Source organism: Indolivaga capnocytophagoides (assembly GCF_036511535.1).
GTDB lineage: Bacteria > Bacteroidota > Bacteroidia > Bacteroidales > Dysgonomonadaceae > Dysgonomonas_A > Dysgonomonas_A capnocytophagoides.
The window spans coordinates 888,312-911,172 of the sequence record NZ_AP028867.1; the positions used below are offsets into that span (position 1 = coordinate 888,312).

Here is a 22,861-nt window from a genome sequence, read left to right on the forward strand (position 1 = left end):
ACTTCTTTTACAAAGATACTTTATTTTGTAAAATATGAAAGTATATAACCTTCTTACTTTCCTTGTTGTTCTATTTTTTTAATAACTTGTTTTCTGCTTTTAGCTCCGATACAATTGCATCCAAAATACCATTAATAAACGAAGAACTCTTCTGTGTACTATATGATTTCGCAATATTTATGTACTCATTCATAGTCACATTTATAGGTATTGACGGGAATGAAAGTATTTCTGTAATAGCAGCCTGCATAATGATCATATCCATAAATGCAATACGTTCCGATTCCCAGTTTTTCGCATATTTATTAATCATGTCTCGTGAGCTTTTCACATTGAACATCGACTCACGTAAAAGTTTTACAGCGAAAACACGATCTTCTTCATCTTTGAACATCGAAAGCAATTCTTGCTTTTCTCCGTTTTCATATTCGAATTTTTTGATCGTTTTCAGAACAAAAGACTGAACGATTTCAATGTCATCGTTCCAGTAAACGCTCTCTTCTTCAAGAATATCGTCTAATTTCTCATCACAATAAACCATCGACTTGAATATTTTCCGCCAAAATTCACGATCACTTTCATAATCAGAGATCACATTTTGCGAATATTCAGCATAAGTGTCCGATTTCAGGATGTTTTCAAGTAATCCTTTTACATAATTATCATACTCATCCCACGATAAGGGTCTTTCTTCCAAATATTCGTTGAATTGAATATTTGATTTCAGCTGTTTTATAAATAGATTGTCAATTAGCTTTGTGTTCGGATTCAGATCTTCGTCTGTAGGAAGTAGTTTGGCTTTACGGGCTTCGACGCGTTTAGCATAAGCATCGGTGGTTTCAACAAGTAGCAGTAGTAAAAAATAATAGAGGTCGTATGATTTTTGTAAGCTGAACATGAGTTCGTTTTCAGCTTTTTTCAAATCTCCACTACCATTCTGGTAAGTTGAATACAGAATTTGTATAACTCTAATACGAATAAGAACGCGATTAATCATTGATCAAATAATTTGGATTGCAAAGATAAGTATTCCTTGTTATATTTCGATCAGTTACGACATCTCTTTTTTATAAGAAAAAAGGACTTTATTGACAAAGCCCTTTTTTATATGGTTTTCAGATATACCTATTCCCTTAGGATTCACTGTTCTGTGTTTCTCTTTTATTTTCAACATCAGCATTGTCTCTGTTATTTTTTTGTACCGATATGGCTCCAAATAGAGCTAAAATAAAACCAAAAGCGTAAAATCCTTTTTCGCTTGGTAAAATTTCAGCATTAATAAGTCCAATAGCTAATAGTACTATAGAAATAACTATTGACGCCCAACTGATGCCATAAAATATATCGCTGACTGGAATTCCATCGATGCGGTCCCGTACACTTTTTTGAACTGCTACCGCTGAAAATAATCCATATAACAAGATCGTAAAGTAATAGCCTTTTTCACTTAATAGCATCTCAGCTCTCCATAATCCAACCAAAAATCCGGCCATACCTAAAAAGAGCGCAGCCCATGAGGCGAAACCAAAGGCGAGTGATGTTTTTTCTTTTTTCATAAATTCGAGTGTTGTGATTAAAATACGGGTCAAAGATATATTAATTTTTGTTACTTTTGTACGAAACATGTCTAAGACTATCTTATATACAATAACATAATGAGCGATCAGAGATACAATCAGAGAGGAGTGTCGGCATCTAAAGAAGATGTGCATAATGCGATAAAAGATATTGATAAAGGCTTATACCCCAAAGCTTTTTGTAAAATAATACCTGATGTGCTGGGAGGAGATCCTGCATATTGTAATATTATGCATGCAGATGGAGCCGGGACAAAGTCTTCTCTGGCATATATCTATTGGAAAGAAACAGGAGACTTGTCTGTGTGGAAAGGTATTGCTCAGGATGCGTTGATCATGAATATTGATGATCTTCTTTGTGTAGGAGCTACAGATAATATACTCTTATCCTCTACTATCGGGCGTAATAAACATTTGGTTTCAGGAGAAGTTATTTCAGCGATTATCAATGCAACTAATGAATTGTGTGCTGAATTATCTGACTTAGGGGTAAATATATATCCAACCGGAGGGGAAACAGCTGATGTAGGTGATCTGGTTCGTACTATAATTGTTGATAGTACTGTTACCTGCAGAATGAAAAGGGCTGATGTTATCTCAAATGATAATATCCGACCGGGAGATGTTATCGTAGGATTATCATCTTCGGGACAAGCTACTTATGAAAAACAGTACAATGGAGGAATGGGCAGTAATGGTTTGACTTCGGCTCGCCACGATGTTTTTGCTAATTATCTGGCAAAAAAATATCCAGAAAGCTATGATGCTTCTATTCCTTCTGAATTAATATATTCGGGGGGGAAATCTCTGACGGACAATGTGGAAGGAGTTGATATTGATGCTGGTAAGCTGGTTCTTTCGCCAACCCGTACATATGCTCCTGTAATTAAAGAAATATTAGATCAATTGAGATCTCAGATACATGGTATGGTGCATTGTTCGGGGGGAGCTCAGACTAAAGTGCTGCACTTTGTCGATAAAGTACATGTTATTAAAGATAATATGTTTGCTGTACCTCCTTTGTTTAAATTGATACAGGAACAATCAGGTACAGATTGGAAAGAAATGTATAAAGTATTTAATATGGGACACAGGATGGAGATTTATCTTGATTCTGAACATGCACAATCAATAATAGATATATCTAAATCCTTTGGTATTGATGCTCAAATAATAGGTAGGGTAGAGAAGGCTGACAAAGCCAAGCTCACCATCAGAAGCGAATTTGGTACTTTTGATTATTAGGAAGAGGCGTAAATTTCGACATCATACTGTTACTTTGAAATAATATAATGTTAAATACTTTCATTTGTATTGTCTATGGAAAATAAATCATTTACACAAAACACAAATTTTGGATTCGATAATCCTGAGGGACAAAATTTACCGCCCAAACCCAATAATTATTTACCTCTTGCTATTATTGGAACAGTTGTTGGTCTCTGCAGCCCTTGTTGCATAGGATTAATATTGGGTATAATTGCTATTGTGTTTTCAACACAAGTAGATTCGAAGTATGGTTATAAAGATTATTTCGGTGCAGAACAAAGCTCTCGAAATACTAAAATTTTATCTTTAATAGCTATCGTACTAGGAGCTTTGAATCTGATATATACTATAATAATGTTTGCTACAGGCAGTGGTGTCGCTATGCTTGAAGCATATCAGGAAATATTAGATCAATATGCCAGATAGGCAGTATTATAATTGTAGAAGGGCAGCTTGATCAGCTGCCCTTTATCTTTATGAAAAAGTATATAATAATAGTGATCTCAATTGTAATTCTGGCATTAGTTCTCTTCATGTATTATAATTATGAAGAGTCGAACAGTGCTTGGAGTGTTCAATGCAGTTTGTACCATGTAACAGGATTATATTGCCCTGGATGTGGTGGGCAGAGAGCATTTCATTATCTGCTGCATGGAGAAATGACTAAGTCTTTGCGTTATAATGCGTTATTTATCGTGAGCATTCCTTTTTTTCTTTATCTGTATTACATTATGGTGCGTGTATACTTGATGAAAGGGAAGTATAATGCAAAGGGTTTCCTTTTTTCTAAAAACTTCGCTATTGTATTTCTATTAATACTATTTGTATATTTTATATTGAGGAATATTCCTTTTAGTCCATTTACATATCTGATACCTTATTAACAGGTTACCAGCCGAAAGCTTTGTCATTCATCCATGTTCCCTGTGCTTTCATTACTTGTTCAATTACATCACGGGCAACACCTTCTCCTCCCTTTTTGTGAGAAATATATTTGGCAATACCTTTTATTTCGGGTGCTGCATCAGCAGGAGCAACAGGCAAACCAACTGTTTGCATTACATGAAAATCGGGCAGATCATCACCCGAATACAAAATTTCTTCAGGTTTATAACCTGTTTTCGCTATGTAATCGTTCAAGTCGTTTATTTTGATTGAGGATCTCATGTATATGTGCTCTATTCCTAACCGGGCAAAACGCTGCCTTACTGCATCTGTGTCTCCGCCTGTTATGATCGCAAGACCATAGCCTGATTTACAGGCCAGATTCAAGGCATATCCGTCTTTGATATTGACCATGCGCATAGGAACTCCTTCTATGGATAAAGGAATACAGTCCGGAGATAGCACACCGTCCACATCAAATATAAATGATTTTATTTTTGTTAGATCGTAATTAATCGTACTCATTGATTTTTTTTATTTGTTTCGTGAATATATTCACTTATCGATTTATAAATATTTTTTAAACGTTTGTCTTCCAGTAAGGTGAGATGTTTATCTATAACATTCGTATCATATCTTACGGCAGGTCCTGTTTGGGCATCCTTTGGAGATATTTGGTGGACTTTAGCTGCAGTCTCATCAATTAAAGGTAGAACCACATCAAAAGGAATACCTTCTTTTTTTAGTATATTTTCGGATATCGCATACATCTGATTTACAAAGTTACACGCAAATACTCCGGTAAGATGGAGGTATTGACGTTTATCGGATGAGAGGCTGTATACCTGATTTGATATTTTACAGCATATGTCTTGTAATATCGAGAGGTCTTCTTTGATATTAGTTTCTATAAATAGTGGAATTTCTCGAAAATCGACCAGTCGGTCTTTATTGAAAGTTTGAAAAGGATATAAAACTCCAAACCTTGGGTTGTACTTATCGAATATTTCTAAAGGCAGGCTTCCTGCGGTATGCACCCATAATCCTTTATTCGGAGGTAGATTATTTAATAAATCAGTTAAGACCGAATCTTTTACCGAAAAGATGTATAAATCGGCATTAGGAGAGATTTCCGATAAATTGGTTATTGCGATAGCGTCTACTTTACCGGCAAGAAATGCTGCAGACTCTATTGTTCTGCTATATACCTGAATGATATTAAAAGATTTACCATGCAGTGCCAGAGCAAGGTTAGTAGCTAAGCGTCCTGCTCCTATAAATACGATATTCATGTTGGAAATTTATTTCTTTGAGGTCAATACCATCGCTAAACCGATACCAATTAAGGCTATAGGAATTATGAATGTTGAATAGTTTTGCAGCCATCCGAAGAAAAAGTCAAAATTAATAATGACACCGATTGCTGTAAAAACTATACCTATTGTTTTTTCTGTTTTGGTTATTAAAAATATTAGCCCTGCCACCAGAAAAAAAGTACCGATGTTCATCATTTTACTGATGTATGGTATATTTTCAAGTATTCCAGTTTTACTCAGCAGATAGATAATTCCGACTAATAGTAATATCAGTCCGAATGGAAGCCTGTTATTGGATATTTTTGCCATATGGCTTAATTTATTTTTTGATGAAAATATATTGGCAGATCTTTAGCCTTAATATCTGATTTTGAATAACAGAAAGTATTAATGATGTATTTCAGCCTTTTGCAAAGCCAATAAAAAGTCTGAGACTTTAAAATTTGCCGATATGAACTTTTTCCCATTCAAGTTTATCATCATCTATAAGGGCTTTTTCTTGTCCTTTATGTCCGATTGCTATAATAGATAAAACTTGTAATTGCATAGGAAGCTCCAAAAGGTCTTTGATACATTCTTCCGATGGTACTTCTGCAGCATTATATCTGTCTCTGATTTGTATCCAGCAACTACCCAATCCAAGGTCTTCAGCTTGTAGTTGCATCATAATCGATGCAATTGAGGCATCTTCTATCCATACATTACTGACCAAGGGATCGGCTGCAACCACAATAGATAAGGCACTTTCGGGTAGAAATTTACAACCCATTTTTTTTACATGGCTTAGTTTTTCTAATAAGTCTTTATCTTCAACAACTATAAAGTGCCAAGGTTTTGCATTCTTTGATGATGGAGATTTAAGACCTGCTTTTAATATTAGTTCTACATGTTCCGGAGCGATCAATTCTTCTGTGAATTTTCGAATACTCCTGCGTCTTGTTATTAATTCGGAAAAACTGTTCATTGAAATTATATGTATAAATTTAGAGTTTATCGGTTTTATGGCATATTGCTGAGTGATAACTATTTGCAGTGATTATCTACAATTAGCCCCAAAACAGATAATCCACTAAGTTACTTTATTCTAGTAAATAATTGTATGTTCTTCGACCCGAATATAATTGGGTGTTTAGTTTTCTTCTGCAAGCCTGTTGATAAGCTCTTCGTTTTCAATTGCTTCTTTAATACCTTCAGTACTGCTCTTTTTTAGAAGTACAGTCAGTGTTTGCATGATAAGTTTTACATCCATCGCAAAAGAATACCCATTGATATACAGAAGGTCGTACTTCAATTTGTCTTGTACAGAGGTATTGTATTTTCCTTGTACCTGAGCGAGACCAGTAAGTCCTGCTTTTACTCTATGGCGTAGATTATATTCCGGTATTTCCTTACAAAATTGCTCAACAAAGAAAGGGCGTTCGGGACGTGGTCCTACAATACTCATATCTCCTATGAGAATATTATATATTTGAGGGAGTTCATCTAAGCGGGTAGCTCTAAGTATATGTCCCAGTTTTGTTATTCGTTTGTCTGATTCTTGAGCCAAAACAGGACCCGAAACAGCTTCTGCATTTTCAATCATTGTCCTGAATTTATAAATCTGGAAGATTCTTCCATACTGGGTAACCCGTTCCTGTTTAAAGAATACTGATCCTCCTCCGATCTTTAAACACATCGCAACGATCAGAAAAGGAATAAGAAGAATAATCGCTCCTATAATGCAAATACTTAAATCTAATATTCTTTTTACAAAATTATTTTCGGCATTAACATCGAAAGGTCGTACTTTAAGTATTGGTGTATCTTCTATCTGTACAAAATTTGCATTAAAAAGAAATATTTCCTGAAATTTTGGCTCATAACAAAACTCTTTGTCTCTGCCAACACAAAATTCAGCGATGCTCTGCTTTGTCGTTTCGTCTACATCTTCAGATAGAAAAGCAACATCACAGGCTTCTATGTGTTTATTCAGATTAGGTGAATCTGGTGTACATATAAAATTGACATTCGTCCACATTCCATTCGAACTGAGAAGTTTGAAAGCCAATTTTTTTGCCTTTTGATAACCTATAACAAGAACTTTCTTCTTTACATTCGCTATCAGGTATCGTTTATTTATAAATAAATGCCAGAATGACAATAAAATTACCTGTATAAAAGAACTCATTATCAATATACTTCGAGGATAGGCGAGCCTTCGGGTAAGGAAGCTCATTGCCATCGTCAAAAGAAAGAGACAAGCAATTGATACTGTAACAGAATAGGAAACTCCGAATAGAGTAAACTCTTTGGGTTTATCCAATTCAAATACGTGTCCGATTATTAAATAAAATAAGCCGATATAAGGAGCCATTGATATGACAGCCTGAAGATTATCGTCATATGCCGCGAGAGTGTCTTCGAAATAAAGATAAGACAAGTATGTTGAGAAATAGATGATCAACAGATCAAATATCATGATAAAGAAGCTAAATCCCCTGCGCGTGAATAATCGGTCCATGTATAATCGTTATAAGATAAGAAAGAGGGTAAATATCCAATATTAGTATGCAAATTTAAAAATATATTGCAAATATACCTCCTTGTATCAATTAAAACTTGGAAGCCAACAAGGGCTAATAATTTTCTGATTCGTGGTTTTATTGTTAAAAAACAGTACATTTGTCATTGTATTCAGAATAAATTAAACATGTGAAAATATTTCAAGTAATAACCGTTTCCGAGTTTGGCGGAGCACAGACTGTTGTCGCAAATCTCGTTGAAAAACTGAAAGATAGAAATACTGTTTATATAGTATATGGGGGGAATGGCGAAGCATGGGCTCATTTAGATAATCATGAAAATTTGATAAGGATAAGTGAACATCGTAAGCATATCTCATTAAAAGATATTGGTTTAGCTGTTCGTTTATTTAGGCTTCGTTTAAAATATAAGCCAGACGTTGTTCATCTGCATTCTTCTAAGATGGGAGCTATAGGCCGACTGGTATTCAATCCTAAAACTATTGTTTATACGGTTCATGGATTTGATTCAATAAGAAAAGGTTTTAGAAAATTCCTTTTTGTAGAGAAACTATTAAAAAACAGAGCCGCGAGAATAGTAGGCGTTAGTAAATACGATATAGAAGGGCTTAATGAAGAAGGTATATCACATAATGTAAACTTAGTGTATAATGGGGTTATAGATCATAGCGGGGAAGATTGGATAATAAACGAAGAAGATCCTATTATTGAAAAGCTTGAATACATTAAATCTCAATCATCGTATACTCATATTGTAATGTGTATATCTCGTATTTCAGCTCAAAAGAAATTTGATCTTTTTACAGAAATAGCTGAAATACAAAAGAATATTGCTTTTGTGTGGATTGGAAACAAAACAAATATGGATGGATTACCCTCAAATGTATTCTGTATGGGAGAGTCTTCTTTTGCATATAACTATCTCAGATATGCGGATGTATTTGTTTTACCTTCTAACTATGAAGGGCTCCCGATGTCTCTTCTTGAGGCTTTGTCTTTTGGTGTTCCTGTTGTTGCTTCTGCTGTTGGGGGGATTTCGGAGGTGCTTGACGGTCGTAATGGTTTTGCTGTAGAGAACAAGGCTTCAGTGTTTGCCGGGCAAATTGATTATATTCTCAATCCTGAAGTTTATCCGGATATGAAGACCAATGCCCGAAATTCGTATTTGAGGAATTTCACAATAGATAAAATGACAGAGGGATACAAAAATATATATGACACAATAGTTATAAAGAGAAAACGTTAATCATTATATGAAAAGTCCGTTAGTGTCTGTTTTGATGCCATGCTATAATGTGGAATTGTATGTAGAAGATGCTCTTACTTCTATTATGAGACAGACATATACTAATCTCGAGATTATTGTAATAAATGATTGTTCTACGGATAATACTCTATCTATTCTTGAAAATATAGCATTGCGGGACAGTCGGATAAAAGTTATCAGTAATTCTTCGAATCTGAAGTTGATCGATACTCTGAATAAAGGAGTTGAGATATGTTCAGGTGAGTATATTGCCCGTATGGATGCGGATGATATTTCATTTCCGGATCGTATTGAGAGGCAAGTCGTTTTTTTGGAAGAGAATAAAGATTATGATATTGTCAGTACCCAGTTTTATACATTCAAAACCGGAGTTAAAAAGAAAAATTTATATCATAATCCTGAAACAAATGAAGACTTAAGGGCATATTTACTGTTTCGCTCAGGAATCTGTCATCCCGCAGTAATGATTCGTCGAACTCTTTTTTCTGAAAAAAAATTGTCTTTCGAAAAAGAATACCTACATGTTGAAGATTATGCATTGTGGGTAAAAGCTGTTTATGTAACTAAGTTGGCTAATCTGGCAGACCCTCTTTTATTTTACAGGGTTCATGACAGTCAAGTATCGGTTGTAAACGAACAAAAACAGTTGGATAATAAGAAAGCCGTATTTAAAATCCATTGCGAGAAACTGGGACTACCCGTAACTCCAGAGTTTCTTGAGATATATTCCTCTGTTGCAGAATGTGTACCACTCGTTTCTTCAGTAGATTATTTATATAAATGTGAAAAGTTGATGCTCTTGATCCAGAGCAAAACGGATGCAAATAAATTTTGTTCACCTGAATATCTGGAGAGATTATTATCTTTGCACTGGTTACGTTTATGTGCTAACTCTGAGTTAGGCATGAAAGCTGTTCGGTGTTGTAAAAAATCGAAATTGTATATAAGGGAAAATTATAGTAATCAGGATATCTTTATTTTATATATAAAGTGCATCTTTCGAATGAAGTATAAAAAGTCCTTTTTATATAAAATCTTTTTCAGATAGGTTCTTATGAAAAAATATTTAGGGGTAATCATACTCTTTATAATAGTCTTCTATACACTATATCCGCAAGCAATATCTTTTTTCGGGTATTCATTTCTATTTACTGTTGCGACCGGAGGACTCGGTTTATATTTATATCAAGGTCGTCCATTTCCCGAGATTATGAATATAGCTATCGCTTATTTTCCGATTGTTCTTATGGCCTGGATTACTGTATATATGACTTCATATAGTGATCCATACCTTTACGATTATACTAAGAGCCAGATAGCATGGTTATTTGGTTCTTTTCTCGTTGTGTTTTTATTCTTTATTATACATCCCCGAGGAAGTTTTATTCTTTTTTTATACTATATTATCGGGGCAATTTTAGCTCAGTGTATTATTTCTATAGCCATGCATCAAAATGAATCAGTCCGGAATTTTTTCAATTCATTGCAGATGTCTGATTTTGTAAATCAGATAAAGCGAGATGATACTGAAGGAAAACGACTGTTAGGCTATGGTGTTGCTTTTTTTGGCGCTGGTATATCATGTGGATTTGCCCTTATCTTGATTGTTTATATTGCTATCAAGGGAAAATTTAGAGTAGTACAATTGGCTCTATTAGCTGCCGTATATTGTATAATATTATATGTTGGATTGTTATCTGCACGAACTACATCTATCGGTTTATTTGCAAGTCTTATTCTTGCGGTAATACTTTTAATAACAGGCAATGCCCCAAGATCACAATTGTTTAAATTTGTTGCAGTCGGAGCCCTATTAGCTTCGATTGGTTCTACTCTGTGTTATATTTACTTTCCGGAGTTTTCGGATTGGGCTTTCGAAGGATTTATAAATTATCAAAAGAGCGGAAAGTTTTCTACTCAGTCATCTGATGGATTAGAGAATATGTTTATATTGCCATATACTTTCGATCAATGGGTATATGGTTGGGGGCATATGGAATTCTGGGGTAGTGATGTCGGCTATACTCGATTATTGTTTTGGATTGGATTGCCCGGTACAATAGCATATTTTCTTTACCAGTTTATTCTGATGAAAATGTCTTTTACAAAAGATCAGGCTTGGGTTTTTACATTATTAATAGCATATGCATATAACATGGCATTGAATGTTAAAGGATTATCAGATCTAAATCTTTTTATGTATTTCTTTATATTTTATTTTTTGCATTACAAATACTATATATATACACCACAACTATATAGACTTGGAAAGATTAATAAAAATAAACTTCATTATGCCGTTCAAAGCAAGACGGCCAATGGGCGGATTTAAGATTATGTATGAATACGCCAATCGGTTGTATGACCTGGGGTATTCTGTGCATGTAACATACCCTCTCAAAACCAGATACATGGAATATAGACTTCCTTACTTAATTCGTAAAGTTCTTACATATCTAGAAGGCTTTAGAACAAGTAGATGGTTTATGTTCAGAAATGGCATTACTATGTCTTATGTAGATGCTATTTGTGATAAAGAAGTGATGGATTCAGATGTTGTTATTGCAACATGGTGGTCTACTTCTTTAGATATGGGTAAATTAAATTTGTCAAAAGGGAAGAAAATAAATCTGATACAGGGGTATGAAAATTGGATAGGACATATTGACGAATTGCATTCTTCTTATAATATGCCAGATACAACAAATATTGTAGTTGCTTCTTATTTACAGAATATCGTAAATAATTATACGACCAATCTTACATATCTTATTCCGAATGCTATTGATAGTGATAAATTTCACATAACTAATCCTATAAAAGACCGGAATCCTTATTCAGTTTGTATGATGTATTCTGTACAAGAAATAAAAGGGTCAGAATATGGATTAGATGCCCTGTATGGTTTAAAAACAAAATATCCGCAATTACAAGTCGATTTATTTGGAATTTGTTCCGAACCTGAGGGATTACCGGAATGGATAAGATTCTATCGTGATCCTGAAGATATTGCCGGTTTATTTAATCGAAATTCGATATTTATAGCGAATTCATTGACAGAAGGAATGGCTCTAACACCTATGGAAGCTATGTTTTGTGGATGTGCCTGCGTATTAACGGATATTGAGGGACATTCTGAATATGGGATTGATAATAATACGGCTTTGTTATATCAACCTAAAAATACGAATGAACTGATGGGTAAATTGGAAATTATACTGTCGAATGATGATCTTAGATTATCTATCGCTGTAAAGGGGAATGAATATATTCAGCAGTTTTCATGGAATATAGCAGTTGATAAGATGGATGAAATTGTAAAAGGACTTTTAAACTGATGAAGCGTAAAATAGCTATATTACTTCGGGTCTATGATAGAATTGAAGATTTAAAATATAACCTGCAGATAATAAAAGATACATGGAATGCTTTTGATTATTATATAGTTGTAGTAACCAATGGATATTCTGATGGGTATACTATTAAAGATAATATAGCTTCTCAAATAGATGATTTAGTGATATTAAACAGCAATTCAGGGCATCGTAGGGGTAGTTCTCAACTTTTACAGGAAGGGCGTTTACATATTCCTATGGATTGTGAATATACTATCATTCTGGAAGCTGATACATGGGTATATTCCGATCGGACTATAGCTAAATATATTGCGGTAATGGATGGCAATACGAATGTAGTCTGGGCTAGTGCCGATTGGTATGATAAAGATTATTCTTTAGCTGTAGATATAGCCATAATCAGATCTAAGTATATACAAGACCATGAAGGATTATTTGATATAGATTTATATCCGGAATGCTATATTGCTAATTATCTAAAAGAAAATGGAGGTAATTTTATTCTTATTAAAGAAAATATGCCTGTACATATACCTAGTTATATGTATAAATATCCTTATATAAATGATCATAAGAACAAAAGATTTTATATATTTCCGCAATCTAAAATGGTTACACACCATATAGAGTTTCTGAAGAACGGAATGTCACAAAAAAAATTATATTTGAATATTGTATCTGGCAGAGACTATTTTCCAGATGAAAAGCCTAAAAATAGAACATGGCAGATATTCAAAATCCGATTTTGGATATTATTCAGCTCTTTACTCCCTAAAAAGAGTTGGTTTAAAGGGAAAAAATACAGAGTATTGAATAGAGAATTATAAATATATGTTTGTTGTTAATGGCCGATTTTTGACGCAAAAGCCAACTGGTATACACCGTTATGCTTTTGAAATATGCAACCAACTCTATCAGTTGGGTGTGGACTTTTATGTAGCCATTCCCAAGAATATAAATCCAGATTACAAATACTCTTTTCGAACAGTTGAGTGCGGTTCTTTAAATGGGCATTTATGGGAGCAGATAAGTTTGCCTCGATATCTTAAAAGACAAGGAAGCCCCTTATTGATAAGCTTTTCAGGATGTGGACCTTTAATTTATAATAATCAGATAATAACTATTCATGATGTTTCACATGAAAGGCATCCTGAATGGTTTGCAAAAAGTTATTGGCGGTACTATGGATACATGATGCCTCGTATAGTTCGTAAAGCACATGCTATAATAACGGTCAGCGAATATTCAAAGAAAGAGATTATTGATGTATTTGGGCTTTCCGATAAAAAGTTATTTGTCGCGAATTGTAGTATTCCAACTTACCATCTTAATCTTGTTGAAAGTAACCAGAATATTACAGACAGGTATATTCTTTCTGTCTCATCTTTTGATCCTCGTAAGAATTTTCGGCGATTAATAGAGGCTTTTAATAACATTGATGATAAAACAGTAAAGCTTTATATTATAGGCATGCAATTTCAGGCTTTTAATACTCCTGATCTGAATGATTTACATAACGAAAATATAGTAATGCCGGGCTATGTTGATGACAACCGGTTGAATGAATTGTATAGAAATGCTCTTTGTTCTGTCTATCCATCTCTTTATGAAGGTTTTGGTATTCCTCCACTAGAGTCGATGGTTTGTGGATGCCCTGTAATAGCTTCGAAAATAGAAGCCATTGAAGAAATTTGCGAGGATGCAGTATTATATATTGATCCTTGCGATACAGCAGATATAACTCAAAAAATCAATTTATTACTTTCAAATGCAGATTTACGCCGTAATTTGAAGGATAAGGGCTATCAACAAGTGAAAAAATATTCATGGGAGAAGTCTGCAAAAAAGATAATGGAAATAATTAGAAAATTTGAGTAAGTAGTTGTTATGAAAATAGCCTTGTTGATACATGCTCATACTAACCCTAAGCAAGTCGCTCGTCTGGTTTCACGTCTGCTTTGCGATGACGTTGATATCTATATCAATGTAGATGGTAAGGCCGATATTGTGCCCTACAAAGATCTGATTCGTGAAGCTATTTTCTTGAAAAATAGGGTAGAAGTGGTATGGGGGAGATTTTCTCAGGTACAACAGATATTGAATTCTTTTTCAGAAATTCTATCATCCGAACAAAATTATTCTCATATATTGTTCATTAGCGGGCAGGATTATCCCGTATTACCTATTAATGATATTGTCCAAAAGCATCGGGATAAAGCGGCTAATAACTTTATCAGTTATTATAAATTAGGTAATGACAATTGGTCTTTATTAATGAAAAAGCGGTATGAATATTGGCATTTTCTTCCAAATAGGGATTTAAGGAATAATAAATATGTAAAAAAACTGTTCAGAAAGCTAGGTTTTAAGCGTAAATATCCATTTGTAGAAGCCTATTATGGTGCTTGTTGGTTTAGCCTGACTCTTGATAGTGTGAGGTATTTACTCAAGTTTACGAATGAAAACCCTCATATAGTGAAATTTTTTCAGCATTCAGGATGTGCCGATGAGCTATATATACAGTCGGTATTATTAAATTCTAATATGAAAAGCAATATGATTAATAATATTTATCGTTATTTTGATTGGGGAGATAATGGGAAAAGTCCTAAAATATTAACAAAATCTGATTTCCCATTGATCAAAGATTCTGATGCGTGGTTTGCCCGTAAAGTCGACGGCAAAGACATCGAATTGCTAGATTTGTTAGATCAAATAAATAGTTATTAAAGATGAATACGGATAGGGTTTCGATAGTAACAGTTGTATTTAATGGTGTTTCGATTATAGAAGATACCATTAAAAGTGTTATTAATCAGACTTATGATAATTTGGAGTATATAATTATAGATGGAGGTTCTACTGATGGAACAATTGATATAATAAAAAAATACGAGGATAAAATATCACTATGGATAAGTGAACCTGATAAAGGAATCTATGATGCTATGAATAAATCATTAGACCGACTATGCGGTTTGTGGGTGAATTTTATGAATGCTGGAGATTATTTTTATTCAGAAAATGCAATACAGGAAATATTCGGGCAAAATAATGATTATTCTTCATATGCCGTTGTTTATGGTGATGCTGAATACCGTTTAAAAAGCTTTTCGTATATCCGACCAGCTTATGATTGTGATAGAGATCATTTTATGCCATTCTCGCATCAGGCGGCTTTTGTCAGGACGGATATAGCGAAGAAAAATCGGTTTAATCTGAAATATCGGATTGCAGCCGATACCGAATTCTTTTTGAGACTGAATAGAGAAGGGTATGATCTGAGGCATATTCCCGTAACGGTATGTTCATACGATGCGTCAGAAGGATTCAGTATGAATAATGAAATTAAGCATGCAAAAGAATTTATTGCGATGCAGATTCAATATGGAGCTCTGAAAGATTCTCCTTATTTTAAGAAATATCTGCGAAATGCCTATTTAAGGCAGTATCTGAGGATGTTTATTCCCGATAATATATGGCAGAGAATGAGAGAAAATAAAATTCTAAAACAAGATGATATTCAAATAAAAAGGAAAACCAAATTTTGATTTTCCTTTCACTATTCATTCGTAATTCTGTTCCCGATCATCTAATTCATCGTACATCTTATTTTTCTTTGGACGAATTAGTAATCGAAGAGATACATCATAAGTTATATAACTCCACACCCAATCAATAAATACAGATACTTTATTTCTCATTCCCACTATCGAAAGGATATGTACCCACAGCCATAGCCACCATGCAACAGTACCTCCAAAGTGTAATTTCCATAAATCAGCAACAGCAGCATTTCTTCCGATTGTAGCCAGAGAGCCTTTATCACTATAAACAAACTTCTCTTTTTGATTATGCCCTTTTACTTCATTGTTAAGGTTTCTGGCTAAAGTACGAGCCATTTGTATAGCGACCTGAGCAACTTGTCCATGCCCTTTCGGAGAATTATCCGATAAGAGAAGACAAGTGTCACCAATTGAATATATGTTGTTATGACCTGCCACAGCATTGTACTCATCAACAACTAAACGACCTCTGTTATAGGCATCGTCATTTAATCCCGCAAGGCTGTTTGCTTTTACACCTCCAACCCAGAATACATTGCGAGATTTAAGTTCTGTTCCATTACCTAATTCTACAACAGGTTCTTTATAATCTTTTACAGGGATATTTTGGTGGATAATTACCCCTCGTTTTTTTAAAGTTTCTTCAGCTTTAGCTGATGCTTCTTCAGACATAGCAAAGAGTAGGCGAGGGGAGGCGTCAACCAGATGTATTTCCATCTTGTTGAAATCGAGTTCCGGATAATCTTTAGGAAGAACTGATTTTTTCATGTCAGCTAAGGCTCCGGATAGTTCTACACCGGTAGCACCACCTCCTACAATAACAAAGGTAAGATGCTCTTTTACTTTTTCTTCAGTTCTTGCACTCAGGGCTTTTTCGAAACTTAGTAATATTCTATTCCTTGCTAGTAGTGATTCAGAAATAGACTTCAATGCATATGTTGAATCTTTAAGCTTATCATTGCCGAAATAGTTTGTATCGCATCCTGTGGCTATTACAAGATAATCATATTGGATTGATCCGATACTGGTTTCAAGTATTTTTTTCTCAGGGAGAACCTGTTTTGCCAGACAAGTCCTAAAGTGGAAATCTTTGCGCTTATGAAAGGTTTTTCTCAGAGGATAACTGATCGAACTAGGTTCTAACCCGGCAGTCGCTACCTGATACATCAGAGGTTGAAACTGATGATAGTTTACCTTATCAATCAGTACAATCTGAAAATAGTTGGAGTCGATTTTCTTAGCCAGTTGTAATCCTGCAAAGCCACCGCCGATAATAACGATTCTTTTCTTTGATCCCGAATCGGGTATATTAGCTATATATTCCATAATGAATTAACCTAAAATTAACTATAATGTTTGTTTAATGATATTATTCGAATGATAACCAATAATTTACTTGATAAATTCTAAAAAGAGAAAAGGCTAAAAGAAAAATACCATTTTGCTTATAGAACATTTTTGATTCATATAAGTTCAATGGTATTTAGAGTATCTAAAAAAGGTTTTAATGGCTAAGACCTTTCAATATTCTATTTTTCCAGGTTTATTCCACGGCTTTTTTGCTTGCTAATTTTGCTTTAACAAATTCAAACACACCGGGTAAGATAGATACTATTACAATTATGATAACTACCTTTTCTAAGTTTTTCTCTACCCAAGGAATTCCTCCTACAAGTACTCCCAATGTACAGAATATCAAAACCCAGGCAATACCGCCAATGATATTATAAGCGGCAAAGTGCTTGTAACTCATTTTTCCCATTCCTGCAACAAAAGGGGCAAATGTTCTTACGATTGGGACAAAACGCGCTAAGATTATGGTTTTGCCTCCATGTTTTGCATAAAACTGGTTCGTTTTCTCAAGATATTCTTGCTTAAATATCCTGGAATTCGGATTTCCGAACAGTTTCTGCCCAAAAAAGTGCCCGATCGTATAATTGACAGCATCTCCTATAATTGCAGCTACTATCAGAATAAGGACAAGCCAATAGATATGTAAATCGTTTTCTGGTCTGACAGCTATTGCTCCTGCTAAAAATAGTAGAGAATCACCAGGAAGGAATGGTGTTACAACCAATCCCGTTTCACAGAAAATGATTAAGAATAAAATAGCATAAAACCACATTCCATACTCATTCACTAACATATCAAGTGTAGGTCCGGTGTGAAGTACCAAATCGTGGATAAACATCCACACGCTGTGTAAAAAATCCATGAGAATTATAATTGTTTGAAATAACTTAAATTCTTTTCCCTAAATTGTCATGATCAGATATAAAACCCTAGACACATCACAAATATAGATAATTTCTTTGGCAAGATGCGGCCAGAATATTACATTTTAGTAACTTTTATTTAAATATCCGGAATAAAACGAGTTTACCGTTTGTTTCAATCGAAAATTCGTCACTTTCTGCTTCATTTAATGTTCCTTGCCACCAATTGGTAAAAGTCCTTTTGTGTACCGGGTACTTTAAATTATGAGTTGTTATTTCTCCTTCAGCGACAGTGAAAATTGAAACTTGTTGTCCTGCAAAACTTTCAAATCTCGAATCGCTGTCAACCGGAATAAAAACGCCAAAATCGGTAATCATCTGTACAGTCGCTTCATTCATGTACTCAAGTAGAAGGCTTATATTGCCCAATGTATGATCCTCACGTTGCCCGGTGGCTCCGAGTATAATCAGATTAGACATACCCTTTTCGAGACAATAATTTACCGCTTTGGTAAGATCATTGGTCTCCTGATCCGGATTGCGGAACAAAATCTTTGCATAACGCTCTTTACTTTCTACTCCAAGCGAGTCACAGTCGCCGACAATAGCCTGCGGCTCTATATTCGTGTGCTTTAATTTATTGATGGCTCCATCGCAGCATACAAGGTAATTACTGTTTCTTAGAATAGATAATGGGACCTCATGCTTAGGAAAATCTCCATTCGCTAAAATAACCGCATCCGCCTCGGATAAAGCCGTAGGCATTTCAAAGTATTTCATTTGTCTTTTTTTGCTAAATTTCTCCATCTGATGTATCCGAATACCGATACAATGCTATATACCAGATACATAATAGATGTTGGATATAGATCCTGTCCAAAATAGATACATACCGAGACGATATTTACAACAATAAGCAAAAGCCATTGTTCAACATAGCGTTGTGCCAGCATCCACATGGCTATTATACTTAATGTGGTGATAAAAGTATCTCCATAAACGACATGGCTGTCTGTATAATTTTTTGATATGTAAGCGATAATCAAAAATGTGACAATGGATATTATGAACAATGGTAAGAATAATCGGGTAGGAGTGTGTCTTAACTCTATCGATATATCTTCATTTTGGTCTTTTTTAGCCGATTTTAGCCATTTTACCCACCCATATGCACCAGCTATTATGTAATATATATTGATGCACGCAAATGAATAGAAAGTAGCATGAATATAAACGTATGTATAGAACGAAGACATTGCTATACCTGTTAGCCACATCCATATATTTGCTTTATATTCAAAATAAAGATATAGGAGCCCGATAATGGCTCCTATAACTTCTATCCAGTTTTGTCTTATAAACTCTAAAATAATCATTCTCAAATTCTTAAAATCGGATTCCCAATTTAGCCATAATATTTCTGGTTGCTTGTGGATACAGTCCTGTATATACAATTTCAGATCCATCCTCGAATTTATCTGTCGCAACCCAGGCATTGCCAACATAGCGTTTGTTCAATATATTGTTGACAGAGAATTGAAGATCTACCTCTCCGATTTTCTGTGTCTTGAAAGTATATCCTAAAACAATATTACTCACAAAATAGTCAGCCAGACGGTTATCCTTATTTGATGTATTGTCGTAATACTGTTTACCTACATACTTGCCAACAAGAGCCAAAGATAATGCTTTATATGGAGTGATTGTCAGTATACCGCTACCGATTACGTTAGGAGAAAATGAAATATTGGTTGTCCCAAGATATTCAGATGTCTGCTTTACGAATTCATAATCATTCTGATTATTGTATAGATCGTAATAAGCTGTATAGTTCTTTATCTTATTCTGACTTAGCGTAACGTTCGCATCTATCCGTATCCAGTTGGCTGGTTGTACAGCTCCAGACAGCTCTATACCCATTCGGTAGCTTGTAGGTACATTCTGCATTAGCTTATAACCTACATCATTCAATTTTCCGGTTTGTACCATCTGATCTTTATATCTCATGTAATACAAATTGGCATTAAAAGAAGCTATCGCTGAAGAGTATCTGTAGCCCAGCTCATAATCGAACATTCTTTCGGGTTGAATTTTTTGTGTACTTCCTCCTTTGACCGATTCTTTGATGTCTGTTCTTAAAGGTTCTCTGTTTGAGATAGATAAAGATGCGTACACTTCATTATTATTAAATGAATAAGATAATCCGGCTTTCGGGTTGAAGAAACTGTAATAGTTCTTATTTGTGATATTTTCCAAATCATCATCTATTCCTGACATCCTGTAGTTGATATATCTATATTGCATATCTCCGAAAATGGCTAGATTGTCGAGAATATTATATGTAATTTTGCCGAATACACTGAATTCTTTTTTATCGGCATCTCCTCTGTACCATTCATATTTGTCGGATATGTTTTTGTTATATTTAACCCATAAGAGCTTTCCGTAATGATCTCCTTGATAAGATGTTAGATTACCACCTCCTGTCAGAGTAAGTTTATCGGAAATGTAATTCAGTGTAAAATTACCTACGTAAAAGTTATTTTTCATCAACTTACGTGTGATTACATCAGATGATTTGTAAGTACTGTCATTTACTAACTGAGGATCTAATCCATATTTTTTGAACTTCTGATCAGCTTTGTAATTTTCATAATAGCCATATCCATGATTGTAGCTTAAGCCAACATTCAACGATAATTTATCGGATAAAGCATTTGAATAGGTAAATTGAATTATATCCGAATAATAGTTATCTGTTTCATTGTCATAATAATGAACATTTCCGGCTTCATCATAATAAGCTCCAGCTGGATTGTATTTCCTATCGGTCTTTAATTGTTCTGGGCTTATCCCTTCCCATGTGATTCCAGTATGCTGGATGCCATTGAGGTAGCTCAGTTTGAACAACTGATTCTTGTTATAATATGATGCTGATGCATATGCCGATCTGTGATTAACTTTTCCATTCCTTATATACCCATCTCCGGTAACTCTGGAGTAGCGGGCATCAAAAGATAATCCGTTTTTCAGAATACCGGTTCCGGCCGCGATGGTAGATGTAAAAGTATTGTAACTGCCGACACCGGTCGAAGCTTCACCATATGCCTGAGGTCTTGCTCCTTGAGTTTTTAGAGAGATACTTGCTCCGAATGCTCCGGATCCATTGGTTGATGATCCTACACCTCTCTGTACCTGTATGCTTTGGAGCGAATTCGATAAATCGGGTATATTGACCCAATAAACTTCTTGACTTTCGGGATTATTCAAAGGCATTCCATTGAGTGTAACATTGATGCGTGTAGCATCCGTTCCTCTGATTCTAAAAGATGTATTGCCTACTCCTGACCCATCTTCTGAATATGCAACAATAGATGGGAGTGTTTGAAGGATATAAGGTATATTTTTAGCTGTATTATTAGCCTTGATCTCTTGTGCACTGACATTATTGAACGCAATCGGAGCATGTTCGTTGACACGGGTCGCTGATACTATAATTTCGTTCAGATTTACTTGCTTTAAGCTGTCGGGCAATTCTTCAGCTTGCATGACTAGAGTAATCATCAATGCTGATAATGATATAATTTCCTTTTTCATTTAATAATTAAAATAATTTCTGACAAGACCAAATTGGGCTTTATCAACTTAATAAATAAAAAAGGGGATATTAGAGAATTTTACCTATTTGTGAAGTAGTATGCGTTACGCGCGATTTGCATATCTATTTCCCTACGCCGGCATTATCCGGATCAGGTTATATGGGTATAATCTCAGCCTGCTTGTGCAGACACCCCTAGATTTCGCTGCAAATATAACTATATTTTAGTTAAGAGTTATCTGATTTTAGTTAAATAAGGAGCCTGATGATACAGACGGTAGGATAGGGGGGCGAAAAGGTTACAAAAGTTACACGCTCTATATTCAATATTCGGATAATAACCTTTTATTACTTTACTATTTATGGGTTGACTTTCCTCTAAATCTAAAAAGGTGACAAAGGTTATACACTTTATGTAATTCTTATCCAATTACCTTTTCTTTATTTTCTTAATTCCGGTTATTCAAAGAGCTCTTTAGTTATAGATAAAAAACTCAAAATGCTGATTCGTATATAAAATAAAAAGCTGCCTTCTATCAGAGGCAGCTTTTATATTGTTGGTTTTAGGAAATATCTTATTAATAACGAGCACTAACTACATCCCAATTGATAATTTTCCAAAGTTCGGCAAGGTGATCTGCACGACGATTTTGATAATCAAGATAGTATGCATGTTCCCAAACATCAAATCCTAATAGAGGAGTAAGACCTTTAACTACAGGATTGCTTCCGTTTGGTTCTTTTTCAATCGAAAGTTTACCGCTTCCGTCTTTAGCTAACCATACCCATCCTGAACCAAATACAGCAGCACCAGCAGCATTGAATTCTTTCTTAAAGTTTTCAAAAGAACCCCATTGAAGATTGATTGCTTCAGCTAATTTGCCTTTAGGTTCACCACCGCCATTTGGACTGAACGATGTGAAATATATTTCGTGATTAAGGATTTGTCCGGCATTATTAAATACACCACCTTCAGAGTCTTTTATGATAGAAATCAAATCCATATTCTCGTATTTTGTTCCGGGAACAAGATTATTCAGGTTATTTACATAAGTTTGAAGGTGTTTACCGTGGTGTAATTCGATTGTTTGTTGACTGATTACTGGTTCAAGTGCATTTGTTGCATATGGCAACTTAATTAATTCAAATTTCATAGCTTTCGTATTTTTATTATCAGTATTATTATTGTTTGATAAATTTAAACTTAATAAAGTTATTAAGAAGTAAGAGATTATACTTGTCATACTCGTTTTTTATTAGGTTTGATATACAAATTAAACAATTATAAT

Annotated in this window: 24 protein-coding genes and 1 riboswitch; of the genes, 11 read left to right on the plus strand and 13 right to left on the minus strand. The window is 34.5% G+C overall.

What is annotated here, in order from left to right; all coding sequences use genetic code 11:
• Positions 1-70 precede the first annotated feature (70 nt).
• Both nusB and yiaA read right to left on the minus strand, forming a co-directional pair.
• Entirely contained in the window at positions 71-997 is a 927-nt protein-coding gene (nusB, locus tag AABJ51_RS03810; RefSeq protein ID WP_338374457.1) for a transcription antitermination factor NusB, read from the minus strand.
• A 136-nt stretch (positions 998-1,133) separates the two neighbouring features.
• Positions 1,134-1,556 carry an inner membrane protein YiaA gene (gene yiaA / locus AABJ51_RS03815; protein ID WP_338374458.1) on the minus strand — a complete coding sequence of 141 codons (423 nt, stop codon included), beginning with the start codon at positions 1,554-1,556 and terminating at the stop codon, positions 1,134-1,136.
• Positions 1,557-1,655: 99 nt separating this feature from the next.
• Between yiaA and AABJ51_RS03820 the strand changes: the two genes are divergently transcribed.
• The 3 genes from AABJ51_RS03820 (at position 1,656) to AABJ51_RS03830 (ending at position 3,730) form a co-directional block, all read left to right on the plus strand.
• Positions 1,656-2,822 carry an AIR synthase related protein gene (locus AABJ51_RS03820; RefSeq protein ID WP_338374459.1) on the plus strand — a complete coding sequence of 389 codons (1,167 nt, stop codon included), beginning with the start codon at positions 1,656-1,658 and terminating at the stop codon, positions 2,820-2,822.
• Positions 2,823-2,897: 75 nt separating this feature from the next.
• Complete coding sequence (locus tag AABJ51_RS03825) at positions 2,898-3,272, plus strand: CD225/dispanin family protein (RefSeq protein ID WP_026625154.1); 375 nt, start codon at positions 2,898-2,900, stop codon at positions 3,270-3,272.
• Between the two features lie 50 nt (positions 3,273-3,322).
• Complete coding sequence (locus AABJ51_RS03830; protein ID WP_338374460.1) at positions 3,323-3,730, plus strand: DUF2752 domain-containing protein; 408 nt, start codon at positions 3,323-3,325, stop codon at positions 3,728-3,730.
• Positions 3,731-3,734: 4 nt separating this feature from the next.
• Here AABJ51_RS03830 and AABJ51_RS03835 read toward each other — a convergent pair whose 3' ends face one another.
• The 5 genes from AABJ51_RS03835 to AABJ51_RS03855 form a co-directional block, all read right to left on the minus strand.
• A complete protein-coding gene (locus AABJ51_RS03835) occupies positions 3,735-4,256 on the minus strand; it encodes a KdsC family phosphatase (RefSeq protein ID WP_338374461.1) in 522 nt (173 codons plus the stop codon).
• Complete coding sequence (locus AABJ51_RS03840; protein ID WP_338374462.1) at positions 4,253-5,023, minus strand: Rossmann-like and DUF2520 domain-containing protein; 771 nt, start codon at positions 5,021-5,023, stop codon at positions 4,253-4,255. The genes AABJ51_RS03835 and AABJ51_RS03840 overlap by 4 nt, the downstream gene beginning before the upstream one ends.
• 9 nt (positions 5,024-5,032) lie before the next feature.
• Positions 5,033-5,356 carry a LiaF transmembrane domain-containing protein gene (locus tag AABJ51_RS03845; RefSeq protein WP_026625158.1) on the minus strand — a complete coding sequence of 108 codons (324 nt, stop codon included), beginning with the start codon at positions 5,354-5,356 and terminating at the stop codon, positions 5,033-5,035.
• Positions 5,357-5,483: 127 nt separating this feature from the next.
• Positions 5,484-6,011, minus strand: coding sequence for a nitroreductase family protein (locus AABJ51_RS03850; protein WP_026625159.1), 528 nt, complete (start codon positions 6,009-6,011; stop codon positions 5,484-5,486).
• Positions 6,012-6,176: 165 nt separating this feature from the next.
• A complete protein-coding gene (locus AABJ51_RS03855) occupies positions 6,177-7,547 on the minus strand; it encodes a sugar transferase (protein WP_338374463.1) in 1,371 nt (456 codons plus the stop codon).
• 191 nt (positions 7,548-7,738) lie between these two features.
• On the opposite strand from AABJ51_RS03855, the gene AABJ51_RS03860 reads away from it, so the two are divergent.
• Genes AABJ51_RS03860 through AABJ51_RS03895 form a run of 8 tightly spaced genes read left to right on the plus strand, consistent with a single transcriptional unit; the run spans position 7,739 to position 15,743 of the window.
• Positions 7,739-8,815, plus strand: a complete 1,077-nt coding sequence (locus AABJ51_RS03860; RefSeq protein WP_338374464.1) for a glycosyltransferase — start codon at positions 7,739-7,741, stop codon at positions 8,813-8,815.
• 7 nt (positions 8,816-8,822) lie between these two features.
• On the plus strand, positions 8,823-9,884 hold the full coding sequence (locus tag AABJ51_RS03865) for a glycosyltransferase family 2 protein (RefSeq protein ID WP_338374465.1): 1,062 nt from the start codon (positions 8,823-8,825) through the stop codon (positions 9,882-9,884).
• 6 nt (positions 9,885-9,890) lie between these two features.
• Positions 9,891-11,168, plus strand: a complete 1,278-nt coding sequence (locus AABJ51_RS03870; RefSeq protein ID WP_338374466.1) for a hypothetical protein — start codon at positions 9,891-9,893, stop codon at positions 11,166-11,168.
• Entirely contained in the window at positions 11,131-12,174 is a 1,044-nt protein-coding gene (locus tag AABJ51_RS03875) for a glycosyltransferase family 4 protein (RefSeq protein ID WP_338374467.1), read from the plus strand. Before AABJ51_RS03870 ends, AABJ51_RS03875 begins: the two co-directional genes overlap by 38 nt.
• Positions 12,174-13,019, plus strand: a complete 846-nt coding sequence (locus tag AABJ51_RS03880; protein ID WP_338374468.1) for a hypothetical protein — start codon at positions 12,174-12,176, stop codon at positions 13,017-13,019. Before AABJ51_RS03875 ends, AABJ51_RS03880 begins: the two co-directional genes overlap by 1 nt.
• A gap of 4 nt (positions 13,020-13,023) precedes the next feature.
• Positions 13,024-14,070 (plus strand): glycosyltransferase family 4 protein, encoded by a 1,047-nt coding sequence (locus AABJ51_RS03885; protein ID WP_338374470.1) that lies wholly within the window; start codon positions 13,024-13,026, stop codon positions 14,068-14,070.
• A 9-nt stretch (positions 14,071-14,079) separates the two neighbouring features.
• Positions 14,080-14,922, plus strand: a complete 843-nt coding sequence (locus AABJ51_RS03890) for a beta-1,6-N-acetylglucosaminyltransferase (protein WP_338374471.1) — start codon at positions 14,080-14,082, stop codon at positions 14,920-14,922.
• Between the two features lie 2 nt (positions 14,923-14,924).
• Positions 14,925-15,743 carry a glycosyltransferase family 2 protein gene (locus AABJ51_RS03895; protein ID WP_338374472.1) on the plus strand — a complete coding sequence of 273 codons (819 nt, stop codon included), beginning with the start codon at positions 14,925-14,927 and terminating at the stop codon, positions 15,741-15,743.
• A gap of 15 nt (positions 15,744-15,758) precedes the next feature.
• Here AABJ51_RS03895 and AABJ51_RS03900 read toward each other — a convergent pair whose 3' ends face one another.
• The 6 genes from AABJ51_RS03900 to AABJ51_RS03925 all read right to left on the minus strand — a co-directional run bounded on the left by AABJ51_RS03900 (position 15,759) and on the right by AABJ51_RS03925 (position 22,726).
• Positions 15,759-17,084 carry an NAD(P)/FAD-dependent oxidoreductase gene (locus AABJ51_RS03900; RefSeq protein ID WP_026625167.1) on the minus strand — a complete coding sequence of 442 codons (1,326 nt, stop codon included), beginning with the start codon at positions 17,082-17,084 and terminating at the stop codon, positions 15,759-15,761.
• Between the two features lie 217 nt (positions 17,085-17,301).
• On the minus strand, positions 17,302-17,973 hold the full coding sequence (locus AABJ51_RS03905; RefSeq protein WP_026625168.1) for a DedA family protein: 672 nt from the start codon (positions 17,971-17,973) through the stop codon (positions 17,302-17,304).
• Between the two features lie 136 nt (positions 17,974-18,109).
• The gene (locus AABJ51_RS03910) at positions 18,110-18,754 is read right to left on the minus strand and encodes a thiamine diphosphokinase (RefSeq protein WP_338374473.1); all 645 of its coding nucleotides are present in this window, start codon (positions 18,752-18,754) and stop codon (positions 18,110-18,112) included.
• Positions 18,751-19,350: a nicotinamide riboside transporter PnuC gene (pnuC, locus tag AABJ51_RS03915; protein WP_338374474.1), complete on the minus strand. Its 600-nt coding sequence runs from the start codon at positions 19,348-19,350 to the stop codon at positions 18,751-18,753. Before pnuC ends, AABJ51_RS03910 begins: the two co-directional genes overlap by 4 nt.
• Before the next feature lie 10 nt (positions 19,351-19,360).
• Positions 19,361-21,571 carry a TonB-dependent receptor gene (locus AABJ51_RS03920; RefSeq protein ID WP_338374475.1) on the minus strand — a complete coding sequence of 737 codons (2,211 nt, stop codon included), beginning with the start codon at positions 21,569-21,571 and terminating at the stop codon, positions 19,361-19,363.
• Between the two features lie 112 nt (positions 21,572-21,683).
• A riboswitch (TPP riboswitch) is annotated at positions 21,684-21,776 on the minus strand.
• A gap of 374 nt (positions 21,777-22,150) precedes the next feature.
• Positions 22,151-22,726, minus strand: coding sequence for a superoxide dismutase (locus tag AABJ51_RS03925; protein WP_026625172.1), 576 nt, complete (start codon positions 22,724-22,726; stop codon positions 22,151-22,153).
• Positions 22,727-22,861: the final 135 nt, after the last annotated feature.

Bases quoted from the DNA above. Each gene is read 5' to 3' on its own strand.
- AABJ51_RS03880 (WP_338374468.1), top strand. From the start codon at position 12,174: ATGAAGCGTAAAATAGCTATATTACTTCGGGTCTATGATAGAATTGAA.
- AABJ51_RS03870 (WP_338374466.1), top strand. From the start codon at position 9,891: ATGAAAAAATATTTAGGGGTAATCATACTCTTTATAATAGTCTTCTAT.
- AABJ51_RS03840 (WP_338374462.1), bottom strand. From the start codon at position 5,023: ATGAATATCGTATTTATAGGAGCAGGACGCTTAGCTACTAACCTTGCT.
- AABJ51_RS03820 (WP_338374459.1), top strand. From the start codon at position 1,656: ATGAGCGATCAGAGATACAATCAGAGAGGAGTGTCGGCATCTAAAGAA.
- AABJ51_RS03845 (WP_026625158.1), bottom strand. From the start codon at position 5,356: ATGGCAAAAATATCCAATAACAGGCTTCCATTCGGACTGATATTACTA.
- AABJ51_RS03920 (WP_338374475.1), bottom strand. From the start codon at position 21,571: ATGAAAAAGGAAATTATATCATTATCAGCATTGATGATTACTCTAGTC.
- AABJ51_RS03900 (WP_026625167.1), bottom strand. From the start codon at position 17,084: ATGGAATATATAGCTAATATACCCGATTCGGGATCAAAGAAAAGAATC.
- AABJ51_RS03865 (WP_338374465.1), top strand. From the start codon at position 8,823: ATGAAAAGTCCGTTAGTGTCTGTTTTGATGCCATGCTATAATGTGGAA.
- AABJ51_RS03895 (WP_338374472.1), top strand. From the start codon at position 14,925: ATGAATACGGATAGGGTTTCGATAGTAACAGTTGTATTTAATGGTGTT.
- nusB (WP_338374457.1), bottom strand. From the start codon at position 997: ATGATTAATCGCGTTCTTATTCGTATTAGAGTTATACAAATTCTGTAT.
- pnuC (WP_338374474.1), bottom strand. From the start codon at position 19,350: ATGATTATTTTAGAGTTTATAAGACAAAACTGGATAGAAGTTATAGGA.
- AABJ51_RS03890 (WP_338374471.1), top strand. From the start codon at position 14,080: ATGAAAATAGCCTTGTTGATACATGCTCATACTAACCCTAAGCAAGTC.
- AABJ51_RS03835 (WP_338374461.1), bottom strand. From the start codon at position 4,256: ATGAGTACGATTAATTACGATCTAACAAAAATAAAATCATTTATATTT.
- AABJ51_RS03905 (WP_026625168.1), bottom strand. From the start codon at position 17,973: ATGGATTTTTTACACAGCGTGTGGATGTTTATCCACGATTTGGTACTT.
- AABJ51_RS03830 (WP_338374460.1), top strand. From the start codon at position 3,323: ATGAAAAAGTATATAATAATAGTGATCTCAATTGTAATTCTGGCATTA.
- AABJ51_RS03825 (WP_026625154.1), top strand. From the start codon at position 2,898: ATGGAAAATAAATCATTTACACAAAACACAAATTTTGGATTCGATAAT.
- yiaA (WP_338374458.1), bottom strand. From the start codon at position 1,556: ATGAAAAAAGAAAAAACATCACTCGCCTTTGGTTTCGCCTCATGGGCT.
- AABJ51_RS03875 (WP_338374467.1), top strand. From the start codon at position 11,131: ATGCCGTTCAAAGCAAGACGGCCAATGGGCGGATTTAAGATTATGTAT.
- AABJ51_RS03850 (WP_026625159.1), bottom strand. From the start codon at position 6,011: ATGAACAGTTTTTCCGAATTAATAACAAGACGCAGGAGTATTCGAAAA.
- AABJ51_RS03885 (WP_338374470.1), top strand. From the start codon at position 13,024: ATGTTTGTTGTTAATGGCCGATTTTTGACGCAAAAGCCAACTGGTATA.
- AABJ51_RS03910 (WP_338374473.1), bottom strand. From the start codon at position 18,754: ATGAAATACTTTGAAATGCCTACGGCTTTATCCGAGGCGGATGCGGTT.
- AABJ51_RS03855 (WP_338374463.1), bottom strand. From the start codon at position 7,547: ATGGACCGATTATTCACGCGCAGGGGATTTAGCTTCTTTATCATGATA.
- AABJ51_RS03925 (WP_026625172.1), bottom strand. From the start codon at position 22,726: ATGAAATTTGAATTAATTAAGTTGCCATATGCAACAAATGCACTTGAA.